The organism is Microbacterium sp. H83 (genome assembly GCF_001650405.1).
Lineage (GTDB): Bacteria > Actinomycetota > Actinomycetes > Actinomycetales > Microbacteriaceae > Microbacterium.
The window spans coordinates 1-12,762 of the sequence record NZ_LWCU01000024.1 but is presented as its reverse complement, the minus strand read 5'-3'; the positions used below and the strand labels follow the sequence as shown (position 1 = coordinate 12,762).

Here is a 12,762-nt window from a genome sequence, read left to right as displayed (position 1 = left end):
ACTCCGTCGGCGGACAGCGCCGACGAGACGGCCCGACGTTCAGCGGGCGAAGGCACCCCGTCGCAGCAGCGGCACCTGGCGCTCCTCGGCGGTGAGAGCGCCATGCTGGCCGACCATGCCGCGATTGCGCTGGTCGGCGGCCGTGCCGTCGTACACCGCGACGGCCCCGCGGGACACGACGAGCACGTCTCCGATGCGCGACGACGCGGCATCCGAGACGTCAGGGCCGAAGAGACCGGCGTCGATCGCCTCGCGCCGCGTCACGACGTCGGCGAGCCGGTCGAGATCACGCCGCCAGCGCTCGACGATCTCGTCGGCGGCGGCATCGGGTTCGACGTACGCGTGCAGCATGCGCGGCTCCCCTCCCAGATGCCGCACTCCGCGGAGGTGATCCGCCTCCAGGACGACCTGGCGGTGAGCGGGGACGTCGACCATGCCGTGGTCCGACGTCACGACGACGCCGACCCCGGTCGGAACCCGCAGTGCGAGCGCCGCATCGATCTCCTCGAGGGCGGCGATCCACGCTCGCGAGTCCACGCCGTGCCGATGCCCGGCCTTGTCGACCTCGGGCAGATAGCAGTAGACCAGCGAACCGGGGTGCCGCTCGGCGAGCTCGTAGGCGGCCTCGACTCGTTCCGCGGGCGTCTGCGCGGCCACGAAGTCCGCACCCCGCAGCGTCGCCCGCGTGAACCCGCTGCCCGCGTACGCGGCGACGCCGACGGCGAACGCGCGCCGGTCCTCGACGCGAGCCCGCTCGAAGACGGTCGGGGCGGACTGCCAGGTCATCGGATCGAGTCCCTCGGACTCCCACCCGGTGAGCTGGTTCACGAGCGCGTCGCGTGACGGATCCAGGACCCGGTACCCCACGAGCCCGTGCACTCCCGGCCAGACGCCGGTCAGGATGCTGGTGAGTGCGGCCGCGGTCGTCGACGGGAACACCGACGTGGCGACGTCCTTCTTGGCCATGCCGGCCGTCAGCGCCCTCGCATGACCGGCGTGCTGGCGCAGGGCGATGGCGCCGAGCCCGTCGATGACGACGAGGACGACCGACTCCGCGCGCGGGAGAGACGGGGATTCGCCGCGCAGAGCCGCGAACAGGTCGTCCGCCACCCCGACGACGCTCCGGGCCGAGGACGACTCGGACGGTAGCATGAGGGACATCCGAGCCAGTCTGACACAGGCTCCCGCACGCCCTCAGGATGCCCATGCCGAAAACCCCGCCGCCCGAGCTCGCCCCGGAGAGAATCCAGGACATCGACCTCGAGAGCGAGATGCAGGGCTCGTTCCTCGAGTACGCGTACTCGGTCATCTACTCCCGCGCGCTCCCCGACGCCCGCGACGGACTCAAGCCCGTCCAGCGTCGCATCCTCTACCAGATGGCCGAGATGGGCCTGCGTCCCGACCGCGGGCACGTCAAGAGCGCCCGCGTCGTCGGCGAGGTGATGGGAAAGCTGCACCCGCACGGCGACTCGGCGATCTACGACGCGCTCGTCCGCCTCGCCCAGGACTTCGCGCTGCGCGTGCCGCTCGTCGACGGACACGGCAACTTCGGCTCCCTCGACGACGGCCCGGCGGCCGCGCGGTACACCGAGGCTCGCCTCGCCGCCCCGGCGATGGCCCTGACGGAGAATCTCGACGAGGACGTCGTCGACTTCGTGCCGAACTACGACGGCCAGTTCCAGCAGCCGGCCGTGCTGCCGGCCGCCTTCCCGAACCTCCTCGTCAACGGCGCGAGCGGAATCGCCGTCGGCATGGCGACGAACATGGCCCCGCACAACCTCATCGAGGTGGTGGCGGCGGCGACCCATCTGCTGGAGAACCCCGACGCCACCACCGAGGAGCTCATGGAATTCGTGCCGGGGCCGGACTTCCCCTCCGGCGGCATCCTCATGGGACTCGACGGAGTGAAGGATGCGTACACGAACGGCCGCGGCGCGCTGAAGGTGCGCGGCCGGGTCTCGGTCGAGCCGCTCGGCCCCCGGCGCACCGGCATCATCGTGTCCGAGCTGCCGTACATGGTCGGCCCCGAGAGACTGATCGAGAAGATCCGCGACGCCGTGCAGGCGAAGAAGCTGCAGGGCATCAGCGACGTCACCGACCTCACCGACCGCAACCATGGGCTGCGGGTGGCGATCGGGATCAAGACGGGCTTCGATCCGAACGCCGTGCTCGAGCAGCTGTACCGACTGACCCCGCTGGAGGACTCCTTCAGCATCAACAACGTGGCGCTCGTGGACGGCCAGCCGCGCACGCTCGGCCTCAAGGAGATGCTCAGCGTCTACGTGGCCCACCGCGTCGAGGTCATCACGCGACGCAGCCGCTACCGCCTCGCGCGTCGCGAGGAGCGACTGCACCTCGTGGAGGGCCTGCTGATCGCGATCCTCGACATCGACGAGGTCATCCAGGTCATCCGCTCCTCCGACGACTCGGAGCAGGCGCGCACCCGTCTCCGCTCCGTCTTCGACCTCAGCGAGCTGCAGGCCGAGTACATCCTGGAGCTGCGTCTGCGCCGCCTGACCAAGTTCTCGCGCATCGAGCTCGAGTCCGAGCGCGACGCCCTCCTCGCCGAGATCGCCGCGCTGCGCGAGCTGCTGGCGAGCGACGTCCTCCTCCGCGCCGCCGTCGCGAAGGAGCTGGATGCCGCGGCGGACGCCTACGGCACGCCGCGCCGCACGCTTCTCATGAACGCCGCACCGCCGAAGCCCCGAGCGACGAAGGGCGCCGTGGATCTGCAGATCGCCGACGCTCCGACCGTTCTCGTGCTCTCGACGACCGGCCGCGCCGTGCGGGTGGACCTCGGCGAGGGGCAGGAGCTCGCTCTGCCTGCGCGCCGGAGCAAGCACGACGCCATCCTGGCCACCGTCCGGACGACCGTGCGCTCCGACATCGGGGCGCTGACGAGCGAAGGACGCGTGCTGCGGTTCTCCCCCGTCGACCTGCCGTCCGTGCCCGCGACGTCCGTGCAGCTCGCCGCCGGAACGCCGCTGCGCGACTACCTGGGCATCACGACCCGGGGCGAACGGATCCTGGCGTTCGTGCGCTTCGACAGCGACACCCCCATCGCGATCGGCACGGCTCAGGGAACGGTCAAGCGCATCGTCCCGACGGCGCTCCCGGTGCGCCCCGACCTCGAGGTGATCGGGATGAAGCCGGGAGACACGGTGGTGGGCGCGACCGATGCCCCCGACGACGCCGACCTCGTCTTCGTCACGACCGACGCCCAGCTCCTCCGCTTCGGCGCGTCGAGCGTCCGACCCCAGGGCGCTCCGGCCGGCGGCATGGCCGGCATCAAGCTCGGCAACGGGGCATCCGTCCTCTTCTTCGGAGCGGTGACGGCGGGAGCGGATGCCGTCGTCGCGACGGTCTCCGGCGGTGACAGCGTCCTCCCCGGCACCGACCCCGGTCGCGCCAAGGTGTCGTCCTTCGCGGAGTACCCCGCCAAGGGCCGAGCGACCGGCGGGGTCCGTGCGCACGCGTTCCTGAAGGGCGAGGACCGCCTCACAGTCGCCTGGGTGGGCCCGAACCCCGCGCTCGCGGTCGATCCCACCGGGGCTGTGCGCAAGCTGCCCGAGGGCCTGGCGCGCCGCGACGCGTCCGGTCAGCAGATCGACGGCGTCATCGGCAGCATCGGCCGCACTCTCGTGTGATGCGGGGCGGCGCCGGTCACCCCGGCGCCCGCCCCGCGTCCGCCCCGAGCTCCGCGCGCGGGGCGCGAGCGCGGCGAGATCCACGACCGCCGCCACGTTCCGGAGGCGCTGATCGCGATCATGGCCCCATCCTGTCAGCGGCCTCCGACTCAGAGACGGAGGGCGAGGATGTTCGCGGTCAGTCCGGCGGCGGTCCCGCACAGGATCACCGTGTCTCCGCGCGCGACCCTCTTCTCATCGAGCGCCCGGGCGAGCATGAACGGCACGGATGCCGACACCATGTTGCCGAAGGCGGCGACCTCGTCGATGCGGCGCTCGGCCGGGATGCCCAGGCGGTCGAGCATCGGGCCCAGCGCGGCCGATGCCTGGTGCGGCACCCACAGCGCGACGTCGTCGTGCGCGACGCCGCTCGTCGCATGGAACTCCTCGAAGAACGCCGGCAGCACGCGCATCATGCCCAGCAGCGCCCGACGCCCGTCCATGTCGAACAGGTAGTCCGCGGCATCCGCCTCGTCATAGGCCTGAGCCGGGGATCGCGACAGCCCGCCGCGGATCTCCGTGTCGTGCGCGTACGCCGGCCACGTGCGCTGGGCGCTCGCGATCACACCGCGCCCCCGATCCTCCGCGCGTCGCAGCACCACCGCCGCTCCGGCATCGCTGAACAGCTCGAAGCTCTCCCGCTGCTCCGGGTTGAGGAACCGCGAGCCGACGTCCCCCGACACGATGAGCACCGTGCGACGGTCGCCGACATCGAGGAATCGGGACGCGACGTCGAGGGCCGTGATGAAGCTCGTGCAGGTCGAGTTCACGTCGAAGGCGGCTGCCCGGCCGCTCAGCGACAGCTGCTCCAGCACGAGCGCGGCCGTGCACGGGATCGGCTGCACCCCGGCCGCCAACGCACCCAGGACGAGGTCGATCTCCTCCGCGTCGATCCCGGCCCGGTCGAGCGCGCGCCGGGACGCCTCGACGAGCATGTCGAGGTGCGTCACGTCGTCCTCGATGCGATGGCGCACCTCGTCGCCGAAGCGCACGGTGCGCGTCGGCAGGCTCGTGCCCCATCCGACGATCTCGCAGTTCCTCACCATGACGGATCCCCCCATTCCCGCACGACGCGGCGCAGCTTCACCCGATCGTCGCGGTCGTAGCCGACGAAGGTCAGCTCCGGCATCGCGCACCCCAGTCGAGCGCAGAGCGCGCCGATCTCGTCGGCGACGAGACGACGTGACCGATCATCGAGCGTGTCCAGTGCGATCTCGAGCTGCGACGCGCCGGTCTGCCTGATCCGGAACTCGTCGAACCCCTGCGCGTGCAGCAGTGCGCGTGTCACGACGTCCGCGAAGACCGGGATGCGGCCGCCGTCGCCTCCCGGAAGCCACAGCGTGTCGCCCTGGCGGCCCTCGATGCGGCTGATCGCGGTCAGAGCGCTGCCGCACGGGCAGGGATCGTCGCGCAGCCGCAGCACGTCGCCGAGACGGTAGCGGACGATCGGCTGCGCGCGTCGGCGCAGATCCGTGACGATCGGGGTGAATCTCCCGTCGTCGAGCATCTCGCGCTCGACCAGGACCGAATCCTCGTTGAGGTGGATGACTCCCCGCTCGCACGTGTGCGCGAGGAACCCCTCGGTGCACTGATACAGCTGGTGGATGACCCGCTGGTCGAGCGATACGCGGATTCGCTCCTCGTCGGCGAGCTCGAGCACCTCGGCCACCGAGTACACCTTCTGCGGGAGGGCGTCGAAGCGTCCGGAGTCGGCGGCTCCGGCGATCAGCCGCAGCACCGAGGGAGGCGCGACGAGGATGGTGGGGCGGTAGCTCTGCAGCGCCGTGATGTTCGCGTCCAGATCTCCGTAGAGGTCGAAGTACCGGAACGACACCGCCCGCGAACCGACCGACTCGTACAGGGTGTTGTCGGCGCGGAGGAAGAGCGCGATCCGATGCCCGAGGAGACGCCGGCGCGGCAGGGTCCGGGCGAGCACCGTGCCGACCCAGGCGTCGCGCTCGGCGGCGCTCACCACGAAGAGCCCTCGATGCCCGCTGGTGCCGCTGGAGAGTCCGACGGAGTCCGACCCCAGGTCCTCGTGGAAATCCCGAGACCTCTCGTTCGCGAGCGCGAGGGCGAGAGCCTCGTCCCGTCGCACCCCGACCGTGGAGATCTCATCGAAGGACGCCATCATCGCGCGCTTGTCGAGGAGGGGCAGCTCAGGGAACGGATGCCGTGCGAGCAGCGCGCCGAAATACGGGGAGCGCCGCCGCAGGAAGGCGAGATGCCGGCGCAGGAGGCGCCGCTGACGCCGCTCGACCGCGCGCCGCGATCGCAGGGGCCGCGCCCAGCGGACGGCGGCGAACTCCCTGAGCACTCGTATCCTGCCCATCAGCGCAGCAGCTCCGTCGCAGTGACCGGATCGTGGCTGCACACCACGCGGACGCCGTGATCCCCGGCAGCACGGAGCACCTGCGCGGTCGCGGCGTAGCGGTCGGCGTCGTGCTGGACCATTCGCGGCAGGCGACGCAGCCGGGTCGCCTCGTCGAGGAGGTCGCTGCCCCACGCGGCGTCGCCCGCGAGGAGGACGCGTCCGTGCACCAGCGCGCCGAGATGCCCGTCGGCGTGGCCCGGCAGGTCGAGCACGAGATACGAGCCGTCGCCGAACAGATCGTGGCTGCGCAGGCGCACCCCCCAATGACCGGCCGACACGAAGTCGGCGTCGCCGAGCTCGACGCGCCTCGCCGTGTCGAACCAGTCGGGCAGGAGGCCGGGGAGGACACCGCTGCGCAGACGAGGTGCGGCGAGGGTGCGCACGTGGCCGGCGCTGAGCACGAACGTCGCCGACGGGAACCGACGGACGCCCCCGACGTGATCGGGGTGGAGGTGCGACAGGACGACGTGGGTGATGGAGTCCGGACGGACGCCGTCGGCGAGCAGTCGCGCGGCGACGTCGTCCGTGTCGGCGACCTGAGGCGGGAGGAGCCGCCGGTACGCCGCTCCGCGCCAGCCCGTGCGCCAATCCCCGGTCGCATAGCCCGTGTCGAACAGCACCCGCCGCTCGTCGGAGGCGTCGTACAGGAACACGCCGGACGGGAACTCGCGCACCTCCCGGGGCCCGTCGCGGAACATCCGGCCGAGGTCGTGCGAGGTGCGGCCGCACGCGTAGTGGCGGAGCCGCGCGCTCATGCGGTGCTCCGCAGATGGTCTGCGACCCGCGCCAGCGCATCGTCGAGCGCGACCTCGGGACGGTAGCCCAGCTCCGCCTCCGCCCGCGAGATGTCGAGGGTCTGCGAGTACGCGATCGTGCTGAGCGTGTACCGGGTCAACGGCGGCTCCGGGCGTCCTGGCAGCACGGAGCACACGCCCTCCATGACGGAGGCGAGCGCCCACGCCGTGCGCCGTGGAAGGGGCCGGAACCGGGGCGCACGGCCCATCATCCCGAGCAGGGCTCCCAGCAGGTCCCGGAAGGACCGCGGGTCGCCGTTGGTGATGTTGTAGGTGCCGCCCGCCGGGTCGCCGGATGACAGCGCGAGGCGCAGCGCGACGGCGACGTTCTCGACGGCCGTCACGTCGATCATCGTCGCGCCGCCGTCGGCCAGCGGGATGCCGATCCGATCGTGCACGTCGAGGAGACGCGGCACGAGGCTGGGGTCGCCGACACCGATGAGACCGCGCGGTCGGATGATGACCGCCTCGGGGAGCTCGCCGGACCGGAGAGCCGCACGGACCAGGGCCTCCGCGGCGATCTTCGAGCGGATGTAGCCGTTCAGCCGATTGCCGGGGTCAACATCGTCTTCACGGATGCCGAGGCGATCGCGGGCGCCGGCATAGACGCTCGGAGAGGACACGTGCACGACCCGTCGCACGTGATTGCGTCGCGCGAACGTCACGACGTGCCCCGTCCCCTCCACGTTCGCCTCCCGGAACGCGCTCCAGCGCCCCCACGGTGTCGACAGCGCGGCGCAGTGGACGACAGCGTCGACAGGGAGATCGAGAGCGGCGAGGGACCGGAGGTCGCCGACGATCCGATGCTCCCCGTCGACCACGCGATCGAGGGCGGCGCCGTCGCGGCCCGCGGCGAACACCTCGACACCGTGACGCCGCAGATCGCGGACCACGTATCCGCCGAGGAAGCCGCTCGCCCCCGTCACGAGAACGCGGGCTCCGGACATGGTCCTCACCCTAGCCGCCCTATTGTGGTCGGGTGCGCATCGCCATGGTCACCGACTACTATCTGCCCACGCTCGGCGGCGTGCAGACCGTCATCAAAGCCCACCGGGAGGCGCTCGAGCGCGAGGGCCACGATGTGCACGTCTTCGCGCCGCTCGCCGCTCCGAGCGCCGATCCGGCCATCGTCCGGCTGCCGACCGCTCGCGGATTCGCTCCAGACGGGTACCCCTTCACCTGGTCGCCGGCCGCCGCGGCGGCGGCGCTGACCGACCGGCTCCGCGAGATCGCCGTCGATGTCGTGCACGTCCACACCGAGATGTTCGCGGCGCTCGCCGGCTTCGAGGCTGCGCGCGCACTCGGCATCCCCGTGGTCCAGACCATGCACGGGCGCATCGACGTCTACACGCGCTCGGTGTTGCCGCTCCCCTCCGTGACGACCGCGCTGCTCGCCCGACTGCATCGGCAGCGGATGAGCCACGACCGCGCATCCCTCGATCTCACGGCGCCGTACGCGTCGACCAGGCAGGCTCGGCGGATGTGGCGTCTGATGGTGAGCCAGGCGAACCACGCCTCGCAGGTGATCGTGCCGTCCGCCCATTTCGCCGCCAAGCTCCGGGCCCAGGGCGTGCGCGTCCCGCTGACCGTGATCTCGAACGGGCTGGAGGACACGGTGCTCGAGCGCATCGGACACCCGGCGGCACGGCATCCCGCGCCCGACCGACCGCTGCGTGCGGTGTGGTGCGGCCGGCTGTCGCCCGAGAAGCGGCCCGAGGTGTTCGTGGACGCGATCGGCCGGACGCCGGGGGTCGAGGCCGACATGTTCGGCGACGGGGTGTCCCGTCGCCGCGTGCTGCGACGGGTGGGCGCCACGGCGGCGGGCCGCATCCGGGTGCACGGAGCCGTGCCCCAGTCCCGTGTCCTCGAGGGCATGTCCGACGCCCACGTCCTCGTCTCGAGCTCTCTGGACTTCGACAATCAGCCGATGGTCGTCCTCGAGGCCCTCGCGGCCGGGCTCCCGGTGATCGTCTGCGACCCGGATCTCGCCGAGATGCTCCCGCCCGGCGCCGGCATCGTGACGGCGTCTCCCGACGCCGAGGGGCTCTCCGCGGCGCTCGCCGCGCTCCGAGACGCACCCGACGAGGTCGCGCGGATGAGCGAGACGGCGATCCGGCATCGCCGCCGGATCGCGCAGACGACCCACCGCGACGAGCTGCTCGACGTCTACCGCGCCGCGATCGCCGCCGTGCGGTGATGCTCAGGCATCGATCGACTCACGGGACAGCCGTCCCGACGAATCGATGATGAACTCGCGACGCGGCGCCACCTCGTTGCCCATCAGCAGCTCGAACACCCGACCCGCCGCCTCCGCGTCCTCCATGCGCACGCGGCGGAGCAGACGGCCGCCGCGCTCCATCGTCGTCGTGGCCAGCTGCTCGGCATCCATCTCACCGAGTCCCTTGTACCGCTGGATCGGCTCGTGCCAGCGCTTGCCCGCCTTGCGCAGCTTCGCCAGCAGAGCGTGCATCTCCTGCTCGCTGTAGGTGTAGATCGTCTCGTTCGGCTTGGATCCGGGGTTCATGACGATGATCCGGTGCAGCGGCGGCACCGCGGCGAAGACGCGACCGTGCTCGATGAGCGGCCGCATGTAGCGGTAGAAGAGAGTGAGCAGGAGGGTGCGGATGTGCGCGCCGTCCACATCGGCGTCGCTCATCAGGATCACCTTGCCGTAGCGCGCCGCGTCGATATCGAAGCTGCGTCCCGACCCCGCGCCGATCACCTGGATGATCGACGCGCACTCCGCGTTCGAGAGCATGTCCCCGACCGACGCCTTCTGGACGTTGAGGATCTTGCCGCGGATGGGGAGCAGCGCCTGGAACTCGCTGTTGCGCGCGTTCTTGGCGGTGCCGAGCGCCGAGTCGCCCTCGACGATGAACAGCTCGCTGCGCTCGACGTCGTTGGTCCGGCAGTCGACGAGCTTGGTCGGCAGGGTCGACGACTCGAGGGCGTTCTTGCGACGCTGCGTCTCCTTGTGGGCGCGCGCCGATACGCGTGCCTTCATCTCGGCGACGACCTTGTCGAGGAGCTGCGTCGCCTGGCTCTTGTCATCGCGCTTGGTCGAGGCGAACCGGGCAGCGAGGTCCTTGCGCAGGACCTGCGCGACGATCTGGCGCACCGCCGGCGTGCCCAGGACCTCCTTGGTCTGTCCCTCGAACTGCGGCTCGGGGACGTTGACGGTCAGCACGGCGGTGAGCCCGGCGAGGACGTCGTCCTTCTCCAGCTTGTCGTTCGCCCCGACCTTGAGGCGACGGGCGTTCTGGTCGACCTGCGCCCGCAGCGCCTTCAGCAGCTCCTGCTCGAACCCCTGCTGATGCGTTCCGCCCTTGGGCGTCGAGATGATGTTCACGAACGATCGGGTGACCGTGTCATAGCCCGTGCCCCACCGCATGGCGATGTCGACGGCGCACACGCGCTCGACCTCGGTCGCGACCATGTGCCCGTCGGCCTGCAGCACGGGGACGGTCTCACGGAAGGTGCCCTCGCCCTGGATCCGCCACGTGTCGGTCACCGGGGCATCGGTCGCGAGGTACTCGACGAACTCGGAGATCCCGCCCTGGTAGTGGTACGAGGTCTCGTTCGTCTCCTCCCCGCGCTCGTCGCGGACGACGATCTCGAGGCCGGGGACGAGGAACGCGGTCTGACGGGCACGCGTCTCGAGCTCGCCGAGCTGGAACGCCGCGTCCTTCGTGAAGATCTGTCGGTCCGCCCAGTACCGGATCCGGGTTCCGCTCGCTCCCCGCGGCGCCTTGCCCACGATCCGCAGCTCGCTCTTGTCCTGGAACGGCGTGAAGGGCGCATCCGGGCGCTTCTCGCCCGAGTCGGCGAAGAGCCCGGGCTCACCGCGGTGGAAGGACATCGCGTAGGTCTTGCCGCCGCGATCCACCTCCACGTCGAGACGTTCGGACAGCGCGTTGACGACCGAGGCGCCGACACCGTGGAGACCGCCGGATGCCGCGTACGAGCCGCCGCCGAACTTGCCGCCGGCGTGCAGCTTGGTGAACACCACCTCCACGCCTGTGAGTCCCGTCCGGGGCTCGACGTCGACGGGGATGCCGCGGCCGCGGTCGTGCACCTCGACGCTGCCGTCCGCGTGCAGGATCGTGTCGATCTTCGACCCGTTGCCGGCGACCGCTTCGTCGACGGCGTTGTCGATGATCTCCCAGAGGCAGTGCATCAGGCCGGGCGATCCGTTCGAGCCGATGTACATACCGGGACGCTTGCGGACGGCCTCGAGGCCCTCGAGCACCTGGAGATGATGGGCGGAATACTCGGCGGTCACAATCTCCGAGTCTATTCGCGGTACCGCCGTGCGCTCCGCAGACACTCCCCGCAGCGGGCGAGCCGGCCGCGGGAGTGTACGCGCTGAGCGAAACACGCCGCAAGCCGGGCATCCCCACAGCCGCAGCGTGGTTGTATTGAACACGCCCAACCAGCGAACCCGACACTCAAGGAGGCACCGAGATGAACGCAACGACCGAACGTGAGACCTCCGCCGTCGAGTTCCGCCTGACCGCCATGGATCGCTGTGATTCGTGTGGCGCTCAGGCCTACATCGCGGCCGAGGTCAACGGCTCCGAGCTGCTCTTCTGCGCCCACCACGGACGCAAGTACGAGGAGAAGCTCCGCAGCATCGCCACGAGCTGGCACGACGAGACGGCACGTCTCATCGACTGAGTCGCACGGCTCCGCCAGCCGTCCTCGGAGCCCGTCGATCCGACGGGCTCCTTCTGTATCCGGGACCGACGTCAGTCGACGACCACGCGGCGCACGCGTCCGGTGAGCCTCGTGAGGATCTCCTCGCCGACGGTGTCGATGCGCTCGGCCAGGGTGGTCGCACTGGACTCCCCGTGCTCGCCGCCGCCGAAGATCCACACCTCGTCGCCCTCCGCCGCGCCCGGCCATGCGGCGACGACAGAGGTCGTCTCGTCGATGCGGAGCAGCGCGCGGGCTCCGCCCGGCGTGCCCACGGTCGCGCCGGCGAGCGTCGACGGGATCCCGTCGAACGAGCCGAGGGCGATCACGGCCTCGTCATCACGCACCGCCGTCACCGACGCGACGAGGGATGCCACGGGCGCGACGCCCTCCAGCTCGGGTCCGTCCGCCGAACGGATGCCGTAGCAGAACGCTCCGATGCGCGAGACCGAGCCGCGCAGCTCGGGCCGCCACCAGGACGCCGCGGATGCGGTCAGGTGCAGCGCCTCGGGGGTCGGTCCGGTTTCCGCGGCCAGGCGCACCGCATCGAGGAATGCGCGATGCGCGTCGTCGTCCTCGGCGTCGCTGGCCTCGGCGAGGTGGCTCCAGATCCCGACGAGATCGAGCACGCCCTCGGCCTCCGCCGCTCGCACGGTGGCGACGGCTCCCGTCCACTCCTCGGGCCGCAGGCCGTTCCGGTGGAGGCCCGTGTCGATCTTGAGGTGGATCCGGGCAGGAGCGCCGAGCTCCCGCGCCCGGGCGATGATCCGCGCGAGGTACTCGATCGAGCCCACCCCGAGGTCGACGCCGGCGCGCAGGGCGTCGTCGATCTCGTCGTGCGTCGAGGTGACCCAGGCGAAGACGCGTCCGTGGGCGCCGAGGATCCGGCGGGTCTCGACGCCGCTGCGGACGTCGTACGAGCCGAACCAGCCCACGCCCGCGGCGACGGCCGTCTCGACCGCCCAGCGGAGGCCGTGCCCGTACGCGTCGTCCTTCAGCACCATCATGAGCTCGGACGGGGCCACGCGATCGCGCACCGCGGCGATGTTCCAGGAGAGGCGCTGCGACGAGATGCGCAGCTCGGGACGACTCACGCCTCCCACCCCCGTTCGGCGTGCGATCCCGCGACGGCGATCAGCTCCCCGATCGTCAGACCCGTGACGGCCGCCCACCCCGCGAGGCCCGCCCCCGCGGGGTGGGCGGCCGTCACGGG

10 protein-coding genes are annotated in these 12,762 nt (G+C 71.2%); 3 read left to right on the top strand and 7 right to left on the bottom strand.

The window, feature by feature from the left end; genetic code table 11:
- Positions 1-39 precede the first annotated feature (39 nt).
- A complete protein-coding gene (locus A4X16_RS11420; RefSeq protein ID WP_067120644.1) occupies positions 40-1,161 on the bottom strand; it encodes an alkaline phosphatase family protein in 1,122 nt (373 codons plus the stop codon).
- A gap of 44 nt (positions 1,162-1,205) precedes the next feature.
- Here A4X16_RS11420 and A4X16_RS11415 point away from each other — a divergent pair, with 44 nt between their 5' ends.
- Positions 1,206-3,647: a DNA gyrase/topoisomerase IV subunit A gene (locus A4X16_RS11415; RefSeq protein WP_067120642.1), complete on the top strand. Its 2,442-nt coding sequence runs from the start codon at positions 1,206-1,208 to the stop codon at positions 3,645-3,647.
- Positions 3,648-3,796: 149 nt separating this feature from the next.
- Here the strand turns inward: A4X16_RS11415 and A4X16_RS11410 are convergent, their stop codons facing one another.
- From A4X16_RS11410 to A4X16_RS11395, 4 genes are read right to left on the bottom strand one after another with little or no spacing between them, the layout of a single operon-like run.
- Positions 3,797-4,732 carry a 3-oxoacyl-ACP synthase III family protein gene (locus tag A4X16_RS11410; protein WP_082914430.1) on the bottom strand — a complete coding sequence of 312 codons (936 nt, stop codon included), beginning with the start codon at positions 4,730-4,732 and terminating at the stop codon, positions 3,797-3,799.
- Positions 4,726-6,003, bottom strand: coding sequence for a F390 synthetase-related protein (locus A4X16_RS11405; protein ID WP_197491825.1), 1,278 nt, complete (start codon positions 6,001-6,003; stop codon positions 4,726-4,728). The genes A4X16_RS11410 and A4X16_RS11405 overlap by 7 nt, the downstream gene beginning before the upstream one ends.
- 14 nt (positions 6,004-6,017) lie before the next feature.
- Positions 6,018-6,815: an MBL fold metallo-hydrolase gene (locus A4X16_RS11400; RefSeq protein WP_067120635.1), complete on the bottom strand. Its 798-nt coding sequence runs from the start codon at positions 6,813-6,815 to the stop codon at positions 6,018-6,020.
- Positions 6,812-7,801: an NAD-dependent epimerase/dehydratase family protein gene (locus tag A4X16_RS11395; RefSeq protein ID WP_067120633.1), complete on the bottom strand. Its 990-nt coding sequence runs from the start codon at positions 7,799-7,801 to the stop codon at positions 6,812-6,814. The genes A4X16_RS11400 and A4X16_RS11395 overlap by 4 nt, the downstream gene beginning before the upstream one ends.
- 32 nt (positions 7,802-7,833) lie before the next feature.
- Between A4X16_RS11395 and A4X16_RS11390 the strand changes: the two genes are divergently transcribed.
- Positions 7,834-9,051, top strand: coding sequence for a glycosyltransferase (locus A4X16_RS11390; protein ID WP_067120631.1), 1,218 nt, complete (start codon positions 7,834-7,836; stop codon positions 9,049-9,051).
- 3 nt (positions 9,052-9,054) lie between these two features.
- Here A4X16_RS11390 and A4X16_RS11385 read toward each other — a convergent pair whose 3' ends face one another.
- Positions 9,055-11,136 carry a DNA gyrase/topoisomerase IV subunit B gene (locus tag A4X16_RS11385; RefSeq protein WP_082914428.1) on the bottom strand — a complete coding sequence of 694 codons (2,082 nt, stop codon included), beginning with the start codon at positions 11,134-11,136 and terminating at the stop codon, positions 9,055-9,057.
- Positions 11,137-11,318: 182 nt separating this feature from the next.
- Here A4X16_RS11385 and A4X16_RS11380 point away from each other — a divergent pair, with 182 nt between their 5' ends.
- Positions 11,319-11,531 carry a DUF7455 domain-containing protein gene (locus A4X16_RS11380; RefSeq protein ID WP_042540282.1) on the top strand — a complete coding sequence of 71 codons (213 nt, stop codon included), beginning with the start codon at positions 11,319-11,321 and terminating at the stop codon, positions 11,529-11,531.
- A gap of 71 nt (positions 11,532-11,602) precedes the next feature.
- Here the strand turns inward: A4X16_RS11380 and A4X16_RS11375 are convergent, their stop codons facing one another.
- Positions 11,603-12,643, bottom strand: coding sequence for an alanine racemase (locus tag A4X16_RS11375; protein ID WP_067120692.1), 1,041 nt, complete (start codon positions 12,641-12,643; stop codon positions 11,603-11,605).
- Positions 12,644-12,762: the final 119 nt, after the last annotated feature.